We start from the raw sequence: 22,294 nt of genomic DNA on the forward strand, positions 1-22,294 counted from the left end.
GGAAGCATCCCTCGGCGGTGCTTTTGGCACAGGGAAAATCGGCGGGCAAACCGCAAAAACCGGCAACAGACCGGCGCGACCTTTGGAGAGAGACGAAACGCGATGCAGACGCAGCTTGATCGTGAACTGAAAGCGGTGATGGACGGCCTGATTTCGTCGGGCGGAATGTTCGAGCTGACGACCTATCGCAAGTATGGGCAGGACCTGCCGATGATCGCGGCAGCGCCCCCCAGCATCCCGGCTTATCTCGCGCATTTCTGCGCCGAACATGCCGACAAGGAGTTCATCATCGATGGCGACCAGCGCCTGACCTATGGCGCGATCTACGCTGCCGCGCGCGAAGTGGCGGGTGGGCTGGTCGAAGGTTACGGCGTGCAGAAGGGTGACCGCATCGGCATCGCCGCGCGCAATTCCGCCAGTTGGGTGGTAGCCTACATGGCGGTGCTGATGGCGGGCGGCTGCGCGGTGCTGCTCAACGGATGGTGGCAGGGCGAAGAGATGGTCCACGGCATCGACATGGTCGATTGCCGCTTCCTGATCGCCGACGCCCCGCGCGCCGCGCGGCTCGAAGGGCACACGCATGGCGCGCAGATCCTGCCGCTGGTCCACGACGTGCCGCCGGTCGAGGGGTTGAAGGCGCTGCTGGCCAAGGGTGGTGGCAGTACGACGCCGCTGCCCGAGCTTGGCCCGGACGATCTGGCGACAGTGCTCTACACCTCGGGCTCGACCGGGCTATCGAAGGGCGCCTATTCCGACCATCGCGGGGTGGTGCAGGGCACCTTCAACTATCTGGCGCAAAGCGTGATGAGCCTGGGCGTGATGGTCGCCCGCGGCGAGACCCCGTCCGAACGCCAGCCGTCCACGCTGGTCAACGTGCCTCTGTTCCACGTGACCGGCGAAGTGCCGGTGTTCCTCCAGTCGTTCGCGCTGGGGCGCAAGCTGGTGCTGATGGCCAAGTGGGACGTGATCAAGGCGATGGAACTGATCGAGCGCGAGCAGATCAGCTACTTCGTTGGCGTGCCGCTGATGAGCTTCGAGATCGCCACGCACCCGGACCGCGACAAGTACGACCTGTCGAGCTGCGTGACCTTCGCCGCAGGCGGCGCGCCGCGCCCGGTCGAACACGTCGACCGGCTGCGCAAGGCCATGCCGCACGCTTTCCCGATCATCGGCTATGGTTTGACCGAGACCAACGGAGTGGGCGCGGGCAACTTCAACGAGAACTACCTCAACAAGCCCAACAGCACAGGGCTGCCTTCGCGCCCGCTGGTCGACATGGCGATCCTCGACGACGACGGAAAGCCGATGGCGGCGAACGCGGTGGGCGAAGTCTCGATCCGGTCGGTCGCCAACTTCCTCGGCTATTGGAACAACCCGGAGGCGACGGCGGCGGCGATCATGCCCGATGGTTATTTCCGCACGGGCGACCTGGGCTATCTCGACGAGGACGGCTACCTGTTCATCGTCGATCGCAAGAAGGACATCATCATCCGCGGCGGCGAGAACATCGCCTGCATCGAGGTGGAAGCCGCGATCTATGCCCACCCTTGCGTGGGCGAGGCGAGCGTGTTCGGCTTGCCCGACGAACTCTATGGTGAAGTCCCGGCGGGCGTCTATCTGGCGAAGGAAGGCTGCGCGGTCAGTCCTGACGAGCTGAAGGCCTTCCTCGCCCAGCACATCGCCCCGTTCAAGGTGCCGGTGAAGCTGTGGGAGGTTCACGAGCCGTTGCCGCGCCTCGGCACCGAGAAGGTCGACCGCAAGTCGCTGCGCGAGAAGTATCGGGCGGAATGGGCAGAGACGGCGAAATGATTCGCGGCTAAAGGGGAGGCATGACGCTTCCCCGGATCGCCAACCAGCGCGCCATTGTCGATCGTCGCGCGCTTGCCGACGCCATTTCCGCCGCGGTTGCCGCGCAGGGCGACAAGGCGCGGCCCGCCGTGGTCGAACTGCTGCGCGCGGCGCTGGCCAAGGGGCGCGAGGAACTGGCACGAAGGCTTCAGGCCAAGCCTTCGGCGGGCCACGAATGCGCGCAGGGGCAGTCGTTCCTCGTCGACCAGCTGGTGCGCGTGATCCACGATCATGTCGTCGGCCACGTCTATCGCGCCAGCAATCGGTCGACCGGCGAGCGTATCGCGATCCTGGCGGTGGGCGGCTACGGGCGCGGCGAGATGGCGCCGCATTCGGACGTCGACATCGCTTTCGTCACGCCCACCAAGCCGACCTCGTGGTGCGAGCAGGTGATCGAGGCGATGCTCTATTTCCTGTGGGATCTGGGGTTGAAGGTCGGCCATTCCAGCCGCTCGCTCGACGATCTGGTGCGCATGGCCAAGAGCGACCTGACCATCCGCACCGCGCTGCTCGAAGGGCGATACGTCTGGGGCGACCAGGCGCTGTTCGAGGAAGGCGCGCGGCGCTTCTGGGCCGAAGTCGCCGAAGGCACCGAGCGGCAGTTCGTGGCCGAGAAGCTGGCCGAACGCAACGAGCGGCACAAGCGGCTGGGCGACAGCCGCTATGTGGTCGAGCCGAACGTGAAGGAAGGCAAGGGGGGCCTGCGCGATCTGCACACGCTCTACTGGATCGGCAAGTACATCCACAAGGTGCGCGATCCGTCCGAGCTGGTGAACGTCGGCCTGCTGACGGCGTTGGAATACCGCCAGTTCCGTCGGGCCGAGAACTTCTTCTGGGCGGTGCGCTGCCACTTGCACGCCATCACCAAGCGCGCCGAGGACCGGCTGACCTTCGACCTGCAGCGCGAAGTCGCCATGCGGATGAACTTCGCCGATCGGCCGGGCAAGAGCGCGGTCGAACGCTTCATGCAGTTCTTCTTCCTGCAGGCCAAGCAGGTGGGGTCACTGACCGGCGTGTTCCTGGCCGAGCTGGACGAACAGTTCGCCAAGAAGGCCCGCACCGGATTCCTCGCCCGCTTCAAGCCGCGTCGCAAGCGCAAGATCGGCGTGTTCCCGCTGACGGCCGACAAGGTCGGTGTCGATGGCGACGATTTCTTCGCGCAGGATCCCGTGCGGCTGATCGAGATGTTCACGCTCGCCGATCGCGAGAACCTGGAAATCCATCCCGAGGCGATGCGCATGGCCAGCCGCGATGCCGGGCTGATCGACGGCGCGGTGCGCAAGGACCCGCGCGCCAACGCGCTGTTCCTCGATCTGCTGACCAGCCGCAACGATCCCGAAACGGTGCTGCGCTGGATGAACGAGGCGGGCGTGTTCGGCCGTTTCGTGCCCGACTTCGGTCGCGTCGTCGCGCAGATGCAGTTCGACATGTACCACCATTACACGGTGGACGAGCACACCATCCGCGCCATCGGCCTGCTCGCGCGGATCGAGAAGGGCGAGGAGAAGGAACAGCACCCGCTGGCGAGCGAGGTGATCGCCAAGGTCTCCTCGCGCCGCGTGCTCTATGTCGCCACCTTGCTGCACGACATCGCCAAGGGGCGGCGCGGTGACCATTCGGTGCTGGGCGCCGAGGTGGCGATGAAGCTGTGCCCGCGGCTGGGGCTGTCGAAGGCGGAGACCGAGCTGGTCGCCTGGCTGGTGCGCCAGCACCTGCTGATGAGCGCGACCGCGTTCAAGCGCGATCTGGCCGATTACAAGACCATCGCCGATTTCGTGAACGTGGTGCAGAGCGTCGAGCGGCTGCGGCTGCTGCTGGTGCTGACGATCGTCGATATTCGTGCCGTCGGTCCGGGAATCTGGAATTCGTGGAAGCGCCAGCTGCTGGGCGACCTGTTCCTGTCGGGCGAGGAGATGCTGCGGCTGGGCCACAAGCAGCATGGCCGGGCCGAACGCATCGCCGCCAAGAAGAGGGCGGTGGGCGCGCTGCTGAAGGAGCGCGACAACCTGATCGGCACGGTCGGGCGCCAGCTCGGCGATGCCTACTGGATCGCCGAGCCCGAAGACATCATCGCGCTGAACCTGCAACAGATGGACCGCGCGCTGGGCGAGCCGCTGACGGTCGAGACGCACTGGTATGCGGCGCGCGGGGCGACGCTGGTGACGGTGCTGGCGGCAGACCATCCCGGCCTGTTCTATCGCATCGCCGGCGGCATTCATCTTGCTGGCGGCAACATCATCGACGCGCGGATCCATACCGCGCGCAACGGCACCGCGGTGGACAACTTCCTCGTGCAGGACCCGCTGGGACGCCCGCTCAACGAGGAATCGCAGATCATGCGGCTGAAGACCGCGATTGCCGATGCGCTGGCCAACCGGGTCAAGCTGCTGCCGCAGCTGGCGGCGCGGCCATCGGCGCGGCCGCGCGCCGATGCTTTCGAAGTGCAGCCGATGGTGATCTTTGACAACAAGGCGTCCAACCGCTTTACCGTGATCGAGGTGGGTTCGCGCGATCGCCCCGCACTGCTGTCGCAGCTGGCGCGGGCCTTGTTCGAAGCGCGGCTGATCGTCCATTCGGCGCATATCGCGACCTATGGCGAGCGCGCAGTCGATACGTTCTACGTCACCGACCTGCTGGGCGAAAAGGTCGACGATGAAAGCCGGATGCGCGCGGTGGAAAAGAAGATGCTTGAAGCCGCCAGCGAGGAGCGCGGGCGCAAGGCGGCCTGAGCCGACGCGGCGGTGGCGCGATGCCTTGGCGCTTTCGCCGTGCTGCACAAGCGCGTAGGCTGGCGGCATGACCGAAGCGCAATACCTGTCCGGACGCCTGCTCCTCGCCATGCCCGGCATGGGCGATCCCCGCTTCGACCACGCGGTGATCGCGATGTGCGTCCACGATGCGCATGGCGCGCTCGGCATCGGGCTCGGGCAGGTGCGCGAGGGGATCTCGTTCCACGGTTTGCTCAAGGATGTCGGCATCGATCCGGGCCTCGCGCCCGACGTGCCGATCCTGGCGGGCGGGCCGGTCGAGACGGCGCGGGGGTTCGTGCTCCATTCTACCGACTGGGGCGGCGAAGGCACGGTCGAGGTCGTCGGGCTCTGCGCGCTGTCGGCCTCGCTCGACGTGCTGCGCGCGATCGCGGAAGGGCGCGGGCCGTCGCAGTGGGTCGTGGCGCTGGGCTATGCCGGGTGGGGCGCCGGGCAGCTCGAAGGCGAGATGCGCCAGCACGGCTGGCACGCGGCCGAAGGGCGGCGCGAGATCCTGTTCGACACGCAAAGTTCGGCGCGCTGGGCGGCGACCTGGCGGGCCGAGGGGATCGACCCTGCGCATCTGGTCGCGGCGACCGGCAGGGCCTGAACAAGACCCTTTCAAAGCATTGCAAAGACCGGCTTTTTCCGGGCTTGTTGATGAAGTGCCTGCACGGAAGGCCGTGCAGGCCCCATCAACGAAACATATTATCACTATATTTCAATTACTTGAAAGTCGGCGCACCGCTTCGTCCTGCGCGATCAGCGGCAGCAGGGCGTTCATGTCGGGGCCGTGGTCCATGCCGGTCAGCGCCTGACGCAAGGGCAGGAACAGGGCCTTGCCCTTGCGCCCCGTGGCATCCTTGAGCGCGGCGGTGAGCGCGGCCCACGGCGCGGCCTGCCAATCGAGCGCGGCGGCGACTTGCGCGGCGTGCTGCAGGAAGGTGGCGGTTTCGGCATCCTGCGCGGGGGCAGCGATTGGCCCCTGCACGACGCTCCACCATTCCGCCGCCTCGGCCACGTGGGCGAGGTTGGGGCGGATCGCTTCCCACGCGGCTTCGCCCATGCCTTCGGGCAGCAGCGGGCTCACGCGCTCGAACGGCAGGCGATGGACGATCGCGGCGTTGACGCGCTGCAGTTCGGCCTCGTCGAAACGGGCAGGCGCGCGGCCGAAGCGCGACAGGTCGAAACTGGCGGCGAGCTGGTCGGCATCGAGCGTGGCATCGACCGGATCGGCGGTGCCGAGGCGCGCGAGCAACGCGACCAGCGCCTCGGGCTCGATCCCCGCCTCGCGCAAGTCGGCCACGCCGAGCGAGCCGAGCCGCTTCGACAGCTTGCCTTCCGCGCCCGTCAGCAGCGCCTCGTGCGCGAAGCGGGGCGGTTGTGCGCCGAGCGCGGCGAACATCTGCACTTGCGTGGCGGTGTTGGAAACATGATCCTCGCCGCGCAGCACGTCGGTGACGCCCATTGCCACGTCGTCGATCGCGCTCGGCAGCATGTAGAGCCACGACCCGTCGGCGCGGCGCACCACCGGATCGGACATCTGGCGCGGGTCGAAATGCTGGGGCCCGCGAATGCCGTCGTCCCATGTGATCGGCGTGTCGTGGTCGAGCTTGAAGCGCCAGTGCGGCATTTCGCCCGCCGCCGCCTTCGCGGCGTGATCGGCCTCGGTCAGCGCGAGCGCCGAACGGTCGTAGATCGGCGGAAGGCCGCGGCCGAGCAGCACCTTGCGCTTCAGCTCCAGTTCCTGCGCGGTTTCATAGGCGCGATAGACGCGGCCCTGCGCTGCAAGGCGCTCGAACGCCTCTTCATAGATCGCGAAACGCGCGGACTGGCGCTCCTCGCCATCGGGATGCAGGCCGAGCCACGCAAGGTCGGCGCGGATCGATTCGACGTGTTCCTCGCGGCTGCGCGCGGCGTCGGTATCGTCGATGCGTAGCAGAAAGCGGCCACCAGCTTGCTTCGCCAGCAGCCAGTTGTGGAGCGCGGTGCGGATGTTGCCGACATGAAGGCGGCCAGTGGGCGAAGGCGCGAAACGGGTGACGACCTGGGACATGGGCTTGCGACTAGGGGGATTTGCAAGGCGTGGGAAGAAGGGAAGAGCAGGGATTTACCATCCCTGCACCCTGTATCGTCTTCCGGCGATGGGGCAGTGCCAATGCCAATGGCTGCGTCACATCCTGCCCGCGGGGTTCTTCATGACGGGCACGGGCGGCGATGGCGCGCGCCACGCTGCCCACGCCGCAAGACCAGCGCCGGGAGACGTTCCGGGAGCGCGAGGGCGATGGCCCTCGCATTTCTCTTTACTTCAACGACCTGCCAGCGTCGCGACCGCATGGCGCGTGGCTTCGTGCAGCGCATCGTGCCGATCGGCGCGGACGAAGCCGTGGAGCGTAGCGCCGAAGCTGGCGCGGTCGGCGGCCAAGGCGCTGCGCGTCATGGCGGCGAGCGTGGTTTCATCGGGGCTCATGACTAGGCAGCAGGGGCGGTTGACCATGAAGGGTTCGGGCCAGACCTGCATGATCGTGCGGACGAGGCCGTCGACCGCGCAGGCCGCCTCGACGCTGCGGTAGCGTTGCGCCAGATCGGGGACGGGATCGCGGCCGGCGCGCTCGAACAGCGCGCACAACCGCATCGCCATGACGAGGTGGAGCGCGGTGAGCGAGAGGCCGCGGATGTCGTGCGGGCGGGCCAGCGCGGCGACGGTGGCGGAGAGGGCGGGGCTGGTGGAGGCGGGCACGCGAAGCTCCTTCTTGCGAACGACTCGCAAGTTATGGCGCGCGCACTCCGGCGTCAATGCGAATCGTTCGCAATTGCGTCAGGCGGTGCGGAACCCGTGCGTGATCGGATAGCGGCGATCGCGACCGAAGTTGCGCGTGCCCAGCTTCACCCCCGGGGGGGCTTGGCGGCGCTTGTATTCGGCGATGTTGAGCAGGCGTTCGATGCGCGCGGCGGTGGCGCGGTCGTGGCCTTCGGCGACCAACTGGTCGACGCTCTTTTCGTGTTCGACGAGGCCCATCAGGATCGCATCGAGAACGGGATAGTCGGGCAGCGAATCCGAATCCTTCTGGTCCGGGCGCAGTTCGGCGCTGGGCGGCTTGGTGATGATCCGGTGCGGCATGACCGGGCCATCCGGGCCGAGGCCGATGCGCGGGCGCGCGGTGTTGCGCCATTCGGAAATGGCGAAGACGGTGGTCTTGTAGGCGTCCTTCAGCGGGTTGTAGCCGCCGTTCATGTCGCCGTAGATGGTGGCGTAGCCGACGCTCATCTCGCTCTTGTTGCCGGTGGTGACGAGCATCGGGCCGAACTTGTTCGAAAGCGCCATCAGCGTGGTGCCGCGGATGCGCGATTGCAGGTTCTCTTCGGTCAGGTCGGGCTGGCGGCCTGCGAACACCGGGGCGAGCATCTGCGCAAAGGCATCGGTGGCGGGCACGATCGGCACGGTATCGAGCCGCACGCCCAGCATCTGCGCGCAGCCGGCGGCATCATCGAGGCTTTCCTGGCTGGTGTACTGGCTGGGCATCATCACGCACCACACGCGCTCGGCACCCAGCGCATCGACCGCGATGGCGGCGCAGATCGCCGAATCGATGCCGCCCGACAGGCCGAGCACGACGCCGGGAAAGCGGTTCTTGTTCACATAATCGCGCAGCGCGAGGACCATGGCGCTGTAGATGTCCTCGGGATGTTCGGCGAGTTCATGGACTTCGCCCGCTTCGCAGCGCCAGCGGTGGCCGGTGCCGCCCGCGACCTTGTTCCAGACGGTGTCGACGACCGATTCTTCCCAGTCGGGCATCTGCACCCACACCGCGCCTTCGGGGCCGACAACGAAGCTGGCGCCATCGAACACGATCTCGTCCTGCCCGCCCACGCGGTTGAGGTAGGCGAGCGGGATGCCGGTATCGATCGCGCGGCGCTTGGCCACGCCATCGATGCGCAGCACGTCCTTGTCGATCTCGTAAGGGGAGCCGTTGACGCAGAGGAAGATCTCCGCGCCGAGGTCTGCCAGGTGGCGGCAGACATCGGGGTGCCAGATGTCCTCGCAGATCGGCAGGCCGAGCATCACGCCCTTGAACGGCACGGGCTCGGGCAGCGGGCCGGGCAGGAAGTGCCGCTTTTCGTCGAAGGTGCCGTAATTGGGCAGTTCGTACTTGAAGCGCGTGGCGGCGATGCGCCCGCCTTCGAGCAGGGCCACGCCGTTGTGCAGCGCGCCGTCGCGCACGAAGACCGAGCCGACGAGCATGGCCGGGCCGCCATCGGCGGTGACGGCGGCGAGCTTTTCCAGCTCTGCTGCTGCGCGTTCGATCAGCGCGGGCTTCTGGATCAGGTCTTCGGGCGGGTAGCCGATCAGCTGCATTTCCGGGAAGACGATCAGGTCCGAATGGCGCGAACGCTCGCGAACGCCAAGCATGGCGGCGGCGTTGGCGGCAAGATCGCCGACCGTCTGGTTGAGCTGCGCGAGGGTGATCGTGAGTTTTTCGGCCATGGACCCGTTCCTAGGGGGCAACCGTGGCGCGGCGCAAGAGTTGCGGGCAAACGGCGGGGAATCGTTGCAATGCTGTCATCTTGGGCTAAGGGCGCGCCAAAGGGATCAGCTAAGGACTCGAGGGACGCCCATGAAGATCATGTCCGGCAACGGCAACCTGCCGCTCGCACGCGCCATTGCCGCCTATCTCGAGCTGCCGCTCACCGATGCGGCGGTGCGCCGCTTCGCCGACGAGGAAGTCTTCGTGGAAATCCACGAGAACGTGCGCGGCGAAGACGTGTTCGTGATCCAGTCGACCAGCTATCCGGCGAACGACAACCTGATGGAGCTGCTGATCTGCATCGATGCGCTGCGCCGCGCATCGGCCAAGCGGATCACCGCGGTGGTGCCGTACTTCGGCTATGCCCGCCAGGACCGCAAGCCGGGGCCGCGCACGCCGATCTCGGCCAAGCTGGTGGCGAACCTGATCACCACGGCGGGCGCCGACCGCGTGCTGGCGGTGGACCTGCACGCCGGCCAGATCCAGGGCTTCTTCGACATCCCGACCGACAACCTGTTTGCCGCGCCCGTGATGGCCGCCGACATCCAGACCCGCTACGGCGGCGAGAAGCTGATGGTCGTGTCGCCGGACGTTGGCGGCGTGGTGCGCGCCCGGGCCCTGGCCAAGCGGCTCGACAACGCGCCGCTGGCGATCGTCGACAAGCGCCGCGACAAGCCGGGCCAGTCGGAAGTGATGAACATCATCGGCGACGTGAAGGGCCGGATGTGCATCCTGATCGACGACATCATCGATTCGGGCGGCACGCTGTGCAACGCCGCGCAGGCGCTGATGGATGCGGGCGCGAGCGGGGTTGCGGCCTACATCACGCACGGCGTGCTGTCGGGCGCGGCCGTGGCGCGCGTCGGCAATTCGGCGCTGAAGGAACTGGTGATCAGCGACACCATCCTCGCGACCGACGCGACCAAGGAATGCGACCGCATCCGCGTGCTGACGATCGCGCCGCTGATCGGCGAGGCAATCCGCCGCATCGCCGACGAAAGCTCGGTTTCGAGCCTGTTCGACTGATCTCTACTGCCACGGACGGATCGCGCCGGGCGCGATTCGTTCGATTAGTTCGAGGCGGCGGGCCTGGCGGGTTTCGAGGCTCAGCGTCATCAGCGGCTGGGGGCGGCCGACGAACTGGCGCGGGCTCATCCCGAACAGCGCGGTGAATTCGCGGATCAGGTGGCTCTGGTCGTAATAGCGCAGCATCAGGTCTTCGGCTTCGGCCTGGTCGGCGACGCCGCGCAGGTGGCTGGCCATGTCGAGCGCGCGGGCGCGGCGCAGGACCTGCTTGGGCGGCATCCCGAAATCGCGGCGCACGATGCGTTCGAGGCGGCGCTGCTCGATGCCCCAGCTGTCGGCCAGCGCGGCGACGCTGATGGCGGGATCGGAAAAGGCGGCGGCTTCGAAGCGGACCGAGACAGGATCGGGCTCGGCGGGTTGGTACTGGCCGATGATCGCGCGGATTTCGGCCTCCATGGCGAGAACCCACCCTTCGGCGGTGTCGTCCGGGTCGATCAGGGTCAGCCAGCGGTCGGACGAGAAGCCGAGCGCGTCGATCGGCACGAGGCGGTCGAGGTGATCGTGGAGCTGCTGGCCGAGTGCGAGCGTGTGCAGCGCGCCGGGGCGAAAGGCGATGCCGACGCTGGTGAAGGCGCCGGTGACGCCGATGGGCATGCGCCGGGTGTTGGGGCCGAAGAACAGCGCGGCGCGGTCGATCCGGCGCTCGCCATCGGCGGTCATGGCGGACCAGCCGCCGCGCAGCTGGAGGCGCACGAAGCTGGTGTCGCAGAACAGGCCGCAATCGAGCCGGTAGTCGGCGGGCGCTTCGACATCGGTGACGTAGAGCCGCGCGATCCACGGGGCGAGATCCGCCGCGGGCGCGCGACTGTATGATATGGGTTGACCATCGCGCGTCGCGCCCCCGCGCGACGCCAGCGCCCTGTCAAAGACAGGCTGCCCCCTGTGCGACATTATGCTCCCCGTTCTTGTTCTCATGCCGGCTGGATATCATCCTGCCGATGCCGACCTCGTGATTTTCGTCACGTTACGTGCAGTTCAGGCTAGATCACGAAATAACAACGTCTCCAACCCCTGCGATTGAGGTATCTGCGTATTTGGTCAGGGGCGCTTGTGGCCGCGCTTGACCGGCGCCGCCATGCTCGCCATGCCCGGGCCATGAATCTCGACGACGACATCGCCCTTGCCTTGCGCCTTGCCGACGCGGCGGGCGAGGCCATTCGCCCCCATTTTCGAAGCGTTTCCGCCGAGCGGAAGGGCGACTCCACCCCGGTGACGCTGGCAGACCACGCCGCCGAGGAGGCGATGCGCCGCCTGCTGAAGGCAGAGCGCCCGCGCGACACCGTGATCGGCGAGGAGTTCGGCGCGACGGCCGGGTCGTCGAATCGCAGCTGGGTGCTCGACCCGATTGACGGGACGGCGGGCTTTCTGGCGGGACGCCCGCTGTTCGGCACGCTGATCGCGCTGGTGGTCGAAGGCTTCCCGGTGCTTGGGGTGATCGACCAGCCGATCATTGGCGAGCGCTGGGTGGGCGTGATGGGCCGTCCGACCACGCTCAACGGGCGCGAGGTGCGCACGCGCCCCTGCCGCGAACTGGCCGAGGCGACGCTGGCGACGACCGGGCCGCACTACTTCGATGATCACCAAGGCCAGCACTTCATGGCGCTGGCGGCGAAGACCGACCACAAGCGCATGGTCATGGGTGGCGATTGCTACAACTATGCCATGCTGGCGACCGGGCAGCTCGACCTGGTGTGCGAGGCGAACCTGAAACTGCACGACTGGGCCGCGCTGGTGCCAGTGGTCGAAGGCGCGGGCGGGGTCATGGCCGACTGGAACGGCGAGCCGCTGCACGCAGGCTCCGACGGGCATGTGCTGGCGCTGGGCGACCCGGCGCGGCTGGAGGACGTGGTCGAGGCGCTCGCCTGCGGGCACTGAGCGCGATCGGGGGCCTTCATGCGCGGGCGGCTGTTCTTCTTCTATGGCACGCTGACCCACGACCACGACAATGCGATGACGCGCGCGGTGCTGCCGCTGCTGCGCCCGGTGGGGCGCGCGGCGGCGCGGGGCGTGGTGCTGGCGGTGCGCGATCCGCAAGGCTGGTATCCCGTGCTGCGCCCCGGGGGCGGCGAGGCTCGCGGCTGGCTCTATGCGGCGGGGCCGGGGTTCGGACCGCGCGCGCTGCGACTGCTCGATGCCTATGAAACGGCCGACCGGCGACCGGGCCAGCGCGAATATCGGCGGCAGGTGATCGGCGTGCGGCTGGGGCGGCGCGCCGTGCGGGCGCAGGCTTATGTTCATGCCGTGCCTGCGCATGGCGGAATGCTGCGCGTCCATCGGGGCGATTTTGCAGGCTTTGTCGCGCAGAGGCGGGGCAAGTCGTTCAGAAGTATCGTCCCGCTTGCGTGATCCGGTTGCGCGTGCAACCTGTTGCACGAACGGACAACAGGGAACGCGGGCGATGACGATGCGCAAGGTGATGATGGCGACGGGCGGGCTGGTACTGGCGGCGCTGGCGCCGACGGCGCAGGCGGGCACGGTGGTGGTGCGCGCCGCGCACATGATCGACGTGATCGCGGGCAAGCGCGTGGACGATGCGCAGGTCGTCGTCACCGATGGACGCATCGCGGCGGTGGGCAAGCGTGGCGATGCCGTGCCCCAAGGCGCCGAAGTGATCGACCTTGGCGGGCGCACGCTGCTGCCGGGCCTGATCGACATGCACGTCCACCTGACCAGCGACCCGCGCTATTCGGGCTATCGCGGGCTGGAATACACCGATGCGTTCTGGACGGTGGTGGGCGTGGACAGCGCGCGCCGGACGCTGGACGCGGGCTTCACCACCGTGCGCAACGTGGGCGCGGGCGACTATGCCGACGTGGCGCTGAAGCAGGGCATCGCCGAAGGCTATATCACCGGGCCGCGCATCGTGCCTGCGACCTACGCGCTGGGGGCGACGGGCGGGCATTGCGATTCGACCGAGTTTCCGCCCTCGATCCACGCCGAGGTGCCGGGCGTGGCGGATTCGCCCGACGCTTTCCGCGCGCTGGTGCGCAAGGTGCGCAAGTACGGCGCCGAAGTGATCAAGATCTGCGCCACCGGCGGCGTGTTCTCGAAGACCGATTCGGTCGGCGCGCAGCAGATGGGCGAGGCCGAGCTGAAGGCCGTGGTCGATGAAGCGCACATGCTGGGGATGCGCGTGGCCGCCCACGCCCACGGCACGGAAGGGATCAACGCCGCATTGCGTGCCGGGGTGGACACGATCGAGCATGCCAGCCTTGCCGATGCCGAAAGCTTCCGGCTCGCCAAGGAAAAGGGCGCGGCGCTCGACATGGACATCTACAACGACGACTACATCCTGGCCGAAGGCGCGAAGAACGGCGTGTTCGCCGAGAGTCTCGAAAAGGAGCGGATGATCGGGCGCAAGCAGCGCGAGACCTTCCGCGCCGCGCACGCCGCCGGGGTGACGCTGCTGTTTGGCACCGATGGCGGGGTCTATCCCAACGGCAACAACGCGTTGCAGTTTGCCAAGATGGTCGAATGGGGCATGACCCCGATCGAGGCGATCCGCGCCGCGACGGTGACGGCGGCCAAGTACCTCGACAAGACGGGCGACGTCGGCGCGATTGAGAAGGGCCGCTATGGCGACCTGATCGCGGTGGACGGCGACCCGCTGGCCGACGTGCGCGCGCTGGAAAAGGTCAGCTTCGTGATGAAGGGGGGCGCGGTGGCCAAGACCGCGCCCTGAACGTTCAGAATTCCGACCAGTCCTCCACCGCTGCCCCGCCGCTGGCGATCCGGCGCGGCGCGGGCGCCGTAGCGGTGTCGATGGCGCGCGGCGGAGGCGGCGCGGAATAGGCGAGGCTGGCGACGGGGCCGGGGCCGGGGAAGGCCGCGCGCCCGGCCTGCGCATCGCCGAGGCGGAAGCGGCCGACCATCTGCAGCAGTTCGCCCGACTGGGTGGCGAGGCTGCGCGCGGCGGCGGTCGACTGCTCGCTCATCGCCGCGTTCTGGTGGGTCATCTTGCCCATTTCGGTGATCGCGGCGTTGACTTGCAGCAGGCTCGACGATTGCGCGTCCGAGGCCTCCGCGATGCGCGTCATCAGCGCGCTGACGCGGTGGATCTGGTCGACGATGCGGCCCAATGCGTTGCCGGTTTCGGAGACGAGCGCGACGCCGCTGGCGACTTCGCGCGAGGCCTGGCCGATCCGCGTCTTGATCTCGCTGGCGGCTTCGGCGCTGCGCTGGGCGAGCGCGCGCACTTCGGTGGCGACGACCGCGAAGCCCTTGCCCGCCTCGCCCGCGCGGGCGGCTTCGACCCCGGCGTTGAGCGCCAGCAGGTTGGTTTGGAAGGCGATGCCGTCGATCAGGCCGATGATCTGCTCGATTTCGCGGCTGGTGCCCTCGATCGCGTCCATCGCGGCGATGGCGCGGCGCACCACGTCTTCGGACGCGGTGGCTTCGCCCGTGGCCCCGGCGACCGCGCGGTGCGCCTCTTGCGCGGCGCTGGCCGAATCGGCGACGGTGCGGGTGACTTCGGCGAGCGCGGCGGCGGATTCTTCGAGGCTGGCGGCCTGTTCCTCGGTGCGCGAGGACAAGTCCTGCGAGGCGTGGCGGATCTCGCCCGCGCCGCGATCGACCCCGTGCGAGACGGCGGCGATGGCGCCGAGCGTTTCGGCCAGCGTGGCGGCGGCACCGTTGTAATCGGCCTTGAGCGAGGCGAAGATGCCGGGCAGCTCGGCGTCGATGCGGCGGACCAGATCGCCGCGCGAGAGGTCGGCGAGCGCGGCGCCGACGTTGTCGACGATGAGCCGGGCCTGCTCTTCCTTGGCGCGTTCGGCCGCGACCAGCAGGTCGCGCAGTGCCAGCGTTGCCCGCGACAGGTCGCCCACTTCGTCGCGCCGCTCGGTGGCGCGGGCGATGACATCGGTGCGCCCTTCGGCGAGCAGCGAGATGGTCTCGGTCACTTCGACCAGCGGGTTGGCGATGACGCGGGTCAGCGCCACCAGCAGCACCCCGGCGAGCACGAACGCGAGCAGGGTGACGCCGACGACGATCATGCGCGCGGTGAAGGCAAGGCCGGCGGCGTCGGACGCCACCTTCTTCATGACTTGCGCCTGCGCATTCCAGATCGCGTCGCCAGCGGTGTTGAGGTGTTCATAGTCGGCGGCGAGGGCGTGGTACTGATCGAGCGCTTCCTGGTTGCGGTTGGCGGCCGACAGCGCCAGCATCTGGTCGGACTGGCGATAATAGGCATCGCGCAGGGGCACGAAGGCTTGTAGCGCGGCCTTGGTGTTCTGCTTTTGCAGGCGCGGGGTGAGCCAGGCGACCTTTTCGTCGATCAGGTGGCGCTGTGCCTGCACGGCGGCGGTCGCTTGCCGGATTTCCTCCGGCGTGGTCGAGAGGATATGCGCGGCTTCTGCCCCGTGCATGTCGGACACCGCACCGGACAGGGCCGCCGCTGCTTCCAGTTTTTCCCGCCGTGAAACGCCGAGATCCTGCGTGACGTCGGACAGCGAGCCAAGACCGAAGAAGCCCACGCTGCCGACGACCAGCAACGTGAGGATGAAGGCTGCGACCGCGAGCAGCAGCTTGCGGGAAATCGGCAGGTCGGCCATTGCTTACGCGTCCCTTTGTTCAGCACAGCCGGTTAAGGCGGCGGCGTTAGAACAATGGCGCGCCCGGGCTCGGGGATTCTACGCAGGGTCGCCGGGGCGCCATGCGGTTGCATCGGGCCGCGCGGCGCGCTACATCGACGCCAGCATCAAGAGTTGGGGAAGACGCCCCGACGCCAACCTGCCTCTCCGGGCAAGGTGGCGCCTCCGCAAGGGGGGATGTGGCCGGTCCGGCAACCAAGCGGAACCCAGCCCATTGCCCCTGCAGCGTCTGTCCTCGCCTGGTCCGAGGGAATTGAGACGTGCCGATCCGTATTGCCGACAACCTGCCCGCCCGCCGTACGCTGGAAGCCGAGGGCGTGATCGTGATGGGCGAGACCGAAGCCGCCCGGCAGGACATCCGCCCCTTGCGCGTCGCGCTGCTCAACCTGATGCCCGACAAGATCACCACAGAAACGCAGATCGCGCGCGTGCTGGGGGCAACGCCCTTGCAGGTGGAACTGGAACTGGTGCGCATTTCCGACCACGTCAGCAAGAACACCGCCGCGGGGCACCTCGCCGCGTTCTATCGCCCGTGGTGCGAGGTGAAGGCCGAGAAGTTCGACGGGCTGATCGTCACCGGCGCGCCGGTCGAGACACTGCCGTTCGAGGACGTGACCTATTGGGACGAGCTGCGGCGCATCCTCGACTGGTCGCAGACCCACGTGCATCGCACGCTGGCGGTGTGCTGGGGCGCGATGGCGGCGCTGCACCACTTCCACGGGGTGGAAAAGCACGAACTTGCGGCCAAGGCTTCGGGCGTGTTCCGCCACCACAACCGCGCGCCGGCCAACCCGTGGATGCGCGGGCTTCCCGACGTGTTCGACGTGCCCGTATCGCGCTGGAGTGAGATGCGCCGCGAGGATCTGCCCGAAGGGCGGGGCCTGCACGTGCTGGCCGAGAGCGACGACACCGGGCTGTGCCTGATCGACGATCCGGCGCACAACGCGCTGCACATGTTCAACCACCTGGAATACGACACGCTGACGCTGGCCGGCGAATATGCGCGCGATGAGGGCGGATACCTGCCGCAGCACTATTTCCCGGGCGATGATCCCAAGGGGCACCCGGTGAACACCTGGCGCGGGCACGGGCACCTGCTGTTCGGCAACTGGATCAACGAGACGTACCAGACGACGCCGTTCGCGATGGGGGATATCGGGCGGGCGTGAGGGGACGACTCTGCTTGCCTTTGGCGTCCGCTTCCCCTAACGGCGCCGCTTCCGTTGCGCGGAATCGCTGACTCGCCTGGCTAACTAGGGCTGCCATGGCGGGTCTTCCGTGCTTTTGTCTAGGAGACGAAAATGCCCAAGATGAAGACCAAGAGCGGCGTCAAGAAGCGCTTCAAGCTCACGGCCACCGGCAAGGTGAAGCACGGCGTCGCCGGCAAGCGCCACCGCCTGATCAGCCACAACGCCAAGTACATCCGCCAGAACCGCGGCATGGACGTGATCTCCGACGCCGATGCGAAGGTGATCAAGAAGTGGGCGCCCTACGGGCTGAACTGAGGAGCGCTTAACTTATGAGCCGTATCAAGCGTGGTGTTACCACCCGTGCCAAGCACAAGCGGATTCTGGATCAGGCGAAGGGCTATCGCGGCCGTCGCAAGAACACCATCCGCGTCGCCCGTCAGGCCGTCGAAAAGGCCGGCCAGTACGCGTACCGCGACCGCAAGGTCAAGAAGCGCACCTTCCGCGCCCTGTGGATCCAGCGCATCAACGCTGCCGTCCGCGCCGAAGGCCTGACCTATTCGCAGTTCATCCACGGCGTGAAGCTGGCGGGCATCGAACTCGACCGCAAGGCCATGGCCGACCTCGCCATGAACGAAGGTGGCGTGTTCACCGCCGTCATCGCGCAGGCGAAGGCCGCTCTTCCGGCGTAAGCGCTGGTTGGGGCTGCTCTGCCGGCGTAGCCGCCAGCAGCAAGGCTGACAGAATTGGGGCGCTGACCATAGCGGTTGGCGCCCTTTTTCGTGCGCGTCTTCCGGTGGTGCCGGATTTGCGTGTATCTTTGGAAACCATTTTGGGTCTATGCCCTTGGCCAAGGGTATAAAAGGGGTTCGCCAGCGTGACCGGGGATGTGTCCGTCCGGGTTCGATTCCATCCACCGCCAGCGGCGCTGCGGCCATATTTCACCACGTTCTACCTGACCGAGATCGACGTCGCCCACGGCGGCAGCACGTTCGACTGGCTGCATCCCGAATGGGCCAACCTGCGGCTGTTCCAGGGCAGCCTGCCCGATAGCGACATCGGCGGGCGCGATCCGCTGGGCGGGGTGCCCGCGACCTTCACCGGGCCGACCAGCACCAGCGTGCGCTTTGCCATCGGCACGACGCGGATCTGGGGCATCGGCCTGCTGCCGCTGGGCTGGGCGCGCTTCGTCGATGCGCCCGCGCACCTTTATGCCGACCGGCTGATGGACCCGTTGCGCGAGCGGATCTTTGCCCCGTTCCGCCCGCTGATCGATGGCCTGTTCGGCGACGAGCCCGACGAGGCGGCGGAACTGGCGCGGATCGGCGAGCATTTCCTTGCCCGCCCGCCGCTCGACCTGCCCGACGAGGAACGCATCGTCGCCTGCCATGCGGCGCTGCTCGATCCCGAGCTGTCGACCGTGGCGGACTTTGCCGAGGCCGCGCACTTGCCCGCGCATACGCTGGAACGGCTGTGCCGCCGCCACTTCGGCTTTCCGCCAAGGCTGTTGCTGCGCCGCCAGCGCTTCATGCGCAGCTTGGCGCAATACATGCTCGATCCCAGCCTGAAGTGGATCGGCGCGATCGACGGGCACTATCACGACCAGGCTCAGTTCGTGCGCGACTTCCACCGCTTCATGGGGATGAGCCCGCGCCAGTATTCGTCCGCCCCGCATCCGGTGCTGGCAGCGGTGATGCGCGCGCGGCAGGACGCGGCTGGCGCGGCGGTGCAGGCGCTGCACAATCCGCTGCTGAAGCATCCGGCGGACCGGTAAGGCGGCTTGGTTTTTGGTGCGTTTGGCGCTAGCGCGCGCAGCACCATGGAACAGCTCGAACAGACTCTGGCCGCGATCGCCGCGGCCGACACGCCCGATGCGGTGGAAGCGATCCGCGTGGCCGCGCTTGGCAAGCAGGGGTGGGTTTCCGCCCTGCTCAAGACGCTGGGGGGCATGAGCCCGGACCAGCGGCAGGCCGAAGGCCCGAAGATCCACGCGGCGCGCGAAGGCGTGACGGCGGCGCTGGCAGAGCGCAAGGGCGCGCTGGAAAGCGCGGCGCTGGACGCGCGGCTGGCGGCCGAGACGGTCGACCTGTCGCTGCCCGGGCCCGAGGCTCCGCGCGGGTCGGTCCACCCGGTTTCGCAGGTGATGGACGAGCTGGCCGAGATCTTTGCCGACCTGGGCTTTGCCGTGGCGAGCGGGCCGGAGATCGAGGACGACTGGCACAACTTCACCGCGCTCAACATGCCCGAAACGCACCCGGCGCGCGCGATGCACGATACGTTCTACTTCCCCGATCAGGACGCCAAGGGCCGGTCGATGCTGCTGCGCACGCACACCAGCCCGGTGCAGATCCGCACGATGCTGGCAGAAGGCGCGCCCTTGCGCATCATCGCGCCGGGGCGGGTCTATCGCTCTGACTCGGATGCGACCCACACCCCGATGTTCCACCAGATCGAAGGCCTGGTGATCGACAAGGGCATCCACCTCGGCCACCTCAAGTGGACGCTGGAGACCTTCCTCAAGGCCTTCTTCGAGCGCGACGACATCGTGCTGCGGCTTCGCCCGAGCTACTTCCCCTTCACCGAGCCGTCGGTGGAGGTCGACGTCGGCTATACCCTCGTCAACGGCAAGCGTGTCGTCGGCGGCGGCGGCGATGTCGAGAACGGCGGCTGGATGGAAGTGCTGGGCAGCGGCATGGTCAACCGCAAGGTGATCGAGTTCGGCGGGCTGGATCCCGACGAATGGCAGGGCTTTGCCTTCGGCACCGGCGTCGACCGGCTCGCCATGCTCAAGTACGGCATGGACGACTTGCGCGCCTTCTTCGATGGCGATGCGCGCTGGCTGGCGCACTATGGTTTCGGGGCGCTTGACGTGCCCACCCTCTCGGGCGGCGTGGGAGTCAAGTCGTGAAGTTCGCTCTGTCCTGGCTCAAGACCTTCCTCGACACCGAGGCGGATGCCGATACCATCGCCAAGAAGCTGACCGCGCTGGGGCTGGAGATCGAGAGCGTCGAGGATGCCTCGGCCGCGCTGGCGAAGTTCCGCGTGGCGCGCGTGCTGACGGCGGAGAAGCACCCGCAGGCGGACAAGTTGCAGGTGCTGTCGGTCGATACCGGCGAAGGTGCGCCCTTGCAGGTGGTGTGCGGCGCGCCGAATGCGCGTGCGGGGCTGGTCGGCGTGCTGGGCCTGCCCGGTGCGACGGTGCCCGCCAATGGCATGGTGTTGAAGGTCGCCGCCGTGCGCGGGGTTGAATCCAACGGCATGATGTGTTCGACGCGCGAGCTGAACCTTGGCGACGATCACGACGGCATCATCGAACTGCCCGCCGATGCGCCGGTGGGGACGAGCTATGCCGATTACCTGGGCAGCGATCCGGTGTTCGACGTGGCGATCACGCCCAACCGGCCCGACTGCATGGGCGTTTACGGCATTGCGCGCGATCTGGCGGCAGCGGGTCTTGGCACGCTGAAGCCGATCGTGACGGGTGGTGTTGCGGGCAGCTTCCCGTGCCCGGTCGAGATCCGCACCGACGATGCCGAGGGTTGCCCGGCGTTTTATGGCCGCGTGATCCGGGGCGTGAAGAACGGGCCTTCGCCGCAGTGGCTGCAGGACGCGCTGAAGGGCGCAGGCCAGCGCCCGATCTCGGCGCTGGTCGATGCGACCAACTATGTGATGCTGGGCTATGGCCGTCCGGCGCACGCCTATGACCTTGCCAGGCTGACCGGCGCGGTCGTGGCGCGGCGCGCGGTGGATGGCGAAGGCGTGACCGCCTTGAACGGCAAGCACTATATCCTCGACAGCGGGATGACGGTGATCGCCGACGATGCGGGCGTCCACGACATCGCCGGGATCATGGGGGGCGAGCATTCGGGCTGCGCCGACGAGACGACCGACGTGCTGCTGGAAGTCGCCTACTTCAACCCGCAGCGCATCGCGCGCACCGGGCAGACGCTGGCGCTGTCCTCGGACGCGCGCACGCGGTTCGAGCGCGGGGTGGACCCGGCGTTCCTTGATGACGGGCTTGCGCTGCTGACGAAGCTGATCCTCGAGATCTGCGGCGGCGAGGCCAGCGAAGTGGTGCGCGCGGGCACGCCGCCTTCGGGGCAGAAGACCGTGGCCTATGACCCGGCGCTGGCCGGGCGGCTGGGCGGCGTGGACGTGCCCAAGGGCGAACAGCAGCGCATTCTCGAAGCGTTGGGCTTTGGCGTGGTCGATGCGGCCGACCACTGGGTGGTGTCGGTGCCGAGCTGGCGTCCGGACGTCGATGGTGCGCCGGACATCGTTGAAGAAGTGATCCGCGTGCATGGGCTCGATGCCGTGCCTTCGGTGGCGCTGCCGCGCGCGGATGGCGTGGCGAAGCCCACCGCGACGCCCGCGCAGGCGCTGGAACGGCGCGTGCGCCGTGCGGCGGCGGCGCGGGGCTTGCACGAGGCGGTGACGTGGTCGTTCCTGCCGGAAGCGGAAGCGGCGCACTTTGCCGACGGGCAGTTCGTGTGGACGCTGGCCAACCCGATTTCGGAAGACCTCAAGGCGATGCGCCCGTCGCTGCTGCCGGGCCTGCTGGGCGCGGCCAAGCGCAACCTCGATCGCGGCGCATCGTCGGTGCGCGTGTTCGAAGTCGGGCGGCGCTATCTGCGGGCCGAGGACGGTTCGAGCGACGAAAAGCTGAGCCTTGCCGTGGTGCTGGCGGGCGAACAGACCCCGCGCGGCTGGGCGAGTGGCAAGGCGCGCAGCTTCGACGCCTTCGACGCCAAGGCCGAGGCGCTGGCGCTGCTGGGCGAAGCGGGCGCGCCGGTCGAGAACCTGCAGGTGATGGGCGAGGCGGGTAGCCAGTTCCATCCCGGCCAGTCGGCCACGCTGCGGCTGGGGCCAAAGCAGGTGCTGGCGCGCTTCGGCATGATCCATCCCGTCACGGCCAAGGCCTTCGACATCGACGGACCGGTGGCGTTGGTCGAACTGTTCCTCGATCGCATCCCCGCGAAGAAGGGCCAGTCGGGCTTTGCCCGCGCAGCCTATGCGCCGCCCGCCTTGCAGGCGGTGACGCGCGACTTTGCGTTCCTGCTGCCGCTGGGCGTGCCCGCAGGCGACCTGCTGCGCAGCGTGAAGGGCGCGGACAAGGCCAACATCACGGGCGCGCGGGTGTTCGACGATTTCCGCGGGACGGGCGTGCCCGAGGGGCACAAGAGTGTGGCGCTGGAAGTGACCTTGCAGCCGGTCGACAAGAGCTATGACGAGGCGGCGCTCAAGGCGATTGCCGACAAGATCGTGGCGGCGGCGGCCAAGCAGGGTGCGGTTCTGCGCGGGTGATGTCT

The 22,294-nt window shown here is 67.9% G+C and carries 18 protein-coding genes and 1 riboswitch; of the genes, 13 read left to right on the forward strand and 5 right to left on the reverse strand.

The annotated features are described in order from the left end of the window. Positions 1-102: 102 nt before the first annotated feature. The 3 genes from K3A84_RS05670 to K3A84_RS05680 all read left to right on the forward strand — a co-directional run bounded on the left by K3A84_RS05670 (position 103) and on the right by K3A84_RS05680 (position 5,205). The gene (locus K3A84_RS05670) at positions 103-1,809 is read left to right on the forward strand and encodes a class I adenylate-forming enzyme family protein (RefSeq protein ID WP_225008360.1); all 1,707 of its coding nucleotides are present in this window, start codon (positions 103-105) and stop codon (positions 1,807-1,809) included. Between the two features lie 20 nt (positions 1,810-1,829). Beyond that, entirely contained in the window at positions 1,830-4,577 is a 2,748-nt protein-coding gene (locus tag K3A84_RS05675; protein WP_225008361.1) for a [protein-PII] uridylyltransferase, read from the forward strand. 67 nt (positions 4,578-4,644) lie between these two features. Beyond that, a complete protein-coding gene (locus K3A84_RS05680) occupies positions 4,645-5,205 on the forward strand; it encodes a YqgE/AlgH family protein (RefSeq protein WP_225008362.1) in 561 nt (186 codons plus the stop codon). 111 nt (positions 5,206-5,316) lie between these two features. Here K3A84_RS05680 and gltX read toward each other — a convergent pair whose 3' ends face one another. From gltX to K3A84_RS05695, 3 genes are all read right to left on the reverse strand, one after another. Next, a complete protein-coding gene (gene gltX, locus K3A84_RS05685) occupies positions 5,317-6,651 on the reverse strand; it encodes a glutamate--tRNA ligase (RefSeq protein WP_225008363.1) in 1,335 nt (444 codons plus the stop codon). Positions 6,652-6,903: 252 nt separating this feature from the next. Beyond that, positions 6,904-7,335: a hypothetical protein gene (locus K3A84_RS05690; RefSeq protein ID WP_225008364.1), complete on the reverse strand. Its 432-nt coding sequence runs from the start codon at positions 7,333-7,335 to the stop codon at positions 6,904-6,906. A gap of 78 nt (positions 7,336-7,413) precedes the next feature. After that, on the reverse strand, positions 7,414-9,081 hold the full coding sequence (locus K3A84_RS05695) for an NAD+ synthase (protein ID WP_225008365.1): 1,668 nt from the start codon (positions 9,079-9,081) through the stop codon (positions 7,414-7,416). Positions 9,082-9,211: 130 nt separating this feature from the next. Between K3A84_RS05695 and K3A84_RS05700 the strand changes: the two genes are divergently transcribed. After that, the gene (locus tag K3A84_RS05700; protein WP_225008366.1) at positions 9,212-10,147 is read left to right on the forward strand and encodes a ribose-phosphate pyrophosphokinase; all 936 of its coding nucleotides are present in this window, start codon (positions 9,212-9,214) and stop codon (positions 10,145-10,147) included. Positions 10,148-10,150: 3 nt separating this feature from the next. Here the strand turns inward: K3A84_RS05700 and K3A84_RS05705 are convergent, their stop codons facing one another. Beyond that, entirely contained in the window at positions 10,151-11,098 is a 948-nt protein-coding gene (locus tag K3A84_RS05705) for a helix-turn-helix transcriptional regulator (RefSeq protein ID WP_225008367.1), read from the reverse strand. Between the two features lie 204 nt (positions 11,099-11,302). On the opposite strand from K3A84_RS05705, the gene K3A84_RS05710 reads away from it, so the two are divergent. Genes K3A84_RS05710 through K3A84_RS05720 form a run of 3 tightly spaced genes read left to right on the forward strand, consistent with a single transcriptional unit; the run spans position 11,303 to position 13,889 of the window. After that, positions 11,303-12,082, forward strand: a complete 780-nt coding sequence (locus K3A84_RS05710) for an inositol monophosphatase family protein (RefSeq protein WP_225008368.1) — start codon at positions 11,303-11,305, stop codon at positions 12,080-12,082. Positions 12,083-12,100: 18 nt separating this feature from the next. Continuing rightward, positions 12,101-12,553, forward strand: coding sequence for a gamma-glutamylcyclotransferase family protein (locus K3A84_RS05715; RefSeq protein WP_225008369.1), 453 nt, complete (start codon positions 12,101-12,103; stop codon positions 12,551-12,553). Positions 12,554-12,611: 58 nt separating this feature from the next. After that, positions 12,612-13,889: a Xaa-Pro dipeptidase gene (locus K3A84_RS05720; RefSeq protein WP_225008891.1), complete on the forward strand. Its 1,278-nt coding sequence runs from the start codon at positions 12,612-12,614 to the stop codon at positions 13,887-13,889. A 4-nt stretch (positions 13,890-13,893) separates the two neighbouring features. Here the strand turns inward: K3A84_RS05720 and K3A84_RS05725 are convergent, their stop codons facing one another. Then, a complete protein-coding gene (locus tag K3A84_RS05725; protein WP_225008370.1) occupies positions 13,894-15,759 on the reverse strand; it encodes a methyl-accepting chemotaxis protein in 1,866 nt (621 codons plus the stop codon). A 138-nt stretch (positions 15,760-15,897) separates the two neighbouring features. After that, positions 15,898-16,007: riboswitch (SAM-I-IV-variant riboswitch) on the forward strand. 51 nt (positions 16,008-16,058) lie between these two features. Here K3A84_RS05725 and K3A84_RS05730 point away from each other — a divergent pair. The 6 genes from K3A84_RS05730 (at position 16,059) to pheT (ending at position 22,289) form a co-directional block, all read left to right on the forward strand. After that, positions 16,059-16,967 (forward strand): homoserine O-succinyltransferase, encoded by a 909-nt coding sequence (locus K3A84_RS05730; RefSeq protein ID WP_225008371.1) that lies wholly within the window; start codon positions 16,059-16,061, stop codon positions 16,965-16,967. A gap of 132 nt (positions 16,968-17,099) precedes the next feature. Further along, positions 17,100-17,303 (forward strand): 50S ribosomal protein L35, encoded by a 204-nt coding sequence (gene rpmI, locus K3A84_RS05735; RefSeq protein WP_225008372.1) that lies wholly within the window; start codon positions 17,100-17,102, stop codon positions 17,301-17,303. A gap of 14 nt (positions 17,304-17,317) precedes the next feature. Then, positions 17,318-17,677, forward strand: a complete 360-nt coding sequence (gene rplT / locus K3A84_RS05740; RefSeq protein WP_169494485.1) for a 50S ribosomal protein L20 — start codon at positions 17,318-17,320, stop codon at positions 17,675-17,677. Between the two features lie 185 nt (positions 17,678-17,862). Further along, complete coding sequence (locus K3A84_RS05745; RefSeq protein ID WP_225008373.1) at positions 17,863-18,759, forward strand: helix-turn-helix domain-containing protein; 897 nt, start codon at positions 17,863-17,865, stop codon at positions 18,757-18,759. Between the two features lie 45 nt (positions 18,760-18,804). Then, positions 18,805-19,893 carry a phenylalanine--tRNA ligase subunit alpha gene (gene pheS, locus K3A84_RS05750; protein WP_225008374.1) on the forward strand — a complete coding sequence of 363 codons (1,089 nt, stop codon included), beginning with the start codon at positions 18,805-18,807 and terminating at the stop codon, positions 19,891-19,893. Then, positions 19,890-22,289: a phenylalanine--tRNA ligase subunit beta gene (pheT, locus tag K3A84_RS05755; protein ID WP_225008375.1), complete on the forward strand. Its 2,400-nt coding sequence runs from the start codon at positions 19,890-19,892 to the stop codon at positions 22,287-22,289. The genes pheS and pheT overlap by 4 nt, the downstream gene beginning before the upstream one ends. The last annotated feature ends 5 nt before the right edge of the window (positions 22,290-22,294 follow it).

It is taken from the genome of Novosphingobium percolationis, assembly GCF_020179425.1.
Taxonomy (GTDB): domain Bacteria; phylum Pseudomonadota; class Alphaproteobacteria; order Sphingomonadales; family Sphingomonadaceae; genus Novosphingobium; species Novosphingobium percolationis.

Coding starts and splice junctions, on each gene's coding strand:
- K3A84_RS05670 (WP_225008360.1), top strand. CDS start 103: ATGCAGACGCAGCTTGATCGTGAACTGAAAGCGGTGATGGACGGCCTG.
- K3A84_RS05675 (WP_225008361.1), top strand. CDS start 1,830: ATGACGCTTCCCCGGATCGCCAACCAGCGCGCCATTGTCGATCGTCGC.
- K3A84_RS05680 (WP_225008362.1), top strand. CDS start 4,645: ATGACCGAAGCGCAATACCTGTCCGGACGCCTGCTCCTCGCCATGCCC.
- gltX (WP_225008363.1), bottom strand. CDS start 6,651: ATGTCCCAGGTCGTCACCCGTTTCGCGCCTTCGCCCACTGGCCGCCTT.
- K3A84_RS05695 (WP_225008365.1), bottom strand. CDS start 9,081: ATGGCCGAAAAACTCACGATCACCCTCGCGCAGCTCAACCAGACGGTC.
- K3A84_RS05700 (WP_225008366.1), top strand. CDS start 9,212: ATGAAGATCATGTCCGGCAACGGCAACCTGCCGCTCGCACGCGCCATT.
- K3A84_RS05705 (WP_225008367.1), bottom strand. CDS start 11,098: ATGTCGCACAGGGGGCAGCCTGTCTTTGACAGGGCGCTGGCGTCGCGC.
- K3A84_RS05710 (WP_225008368.1), top strand. CDS start 11,303: ATGAATCTCGACGACGACATCGCCCTTGCCTTGCGCCTTGCCGACGCG.
- K3A84_RS05715 (WP_225008369.1), top strand. CDS start 12,101: ATGCGCGGGCGGCTGTTCTTCTTCTATGGCACGCTGACCCACGACCAC.
- K3A84_RS05720 (WP_225008891.1), top strand. CDS start 12,612: ATGCGCAAGGTGATGATGGCGACGGGCGGGCTGGTACTGGCGGCGCTG.
- K3A84_RS05725 (WP_225008370.1), bottom strand. CDS start 15,759: ATGGCCGACCTGCCGATTTCCCGCAAGCTGCTGCTCGCGGTCGCAGCC.
- rpmI (WP_225008372.1), top strand. CDS start 17,100: ATGCCCAAGATGAAGACCAAGAGCGGCGTCAAGAAGCGCTTCAAGCTC.
- rplT (WP_169494485.1), top strand. CDS start 17,318: ATGAGCCGTATCAAGCGTGGTGTTACCACCCGTGCCAAGCACAAGCGG.
- pheS (WP_225008374.1), top strand. CDS start 18,805: ATGGAACAGCTCGAACAGACTCTGGCCGCGATCGCCGCGGCCGACACG.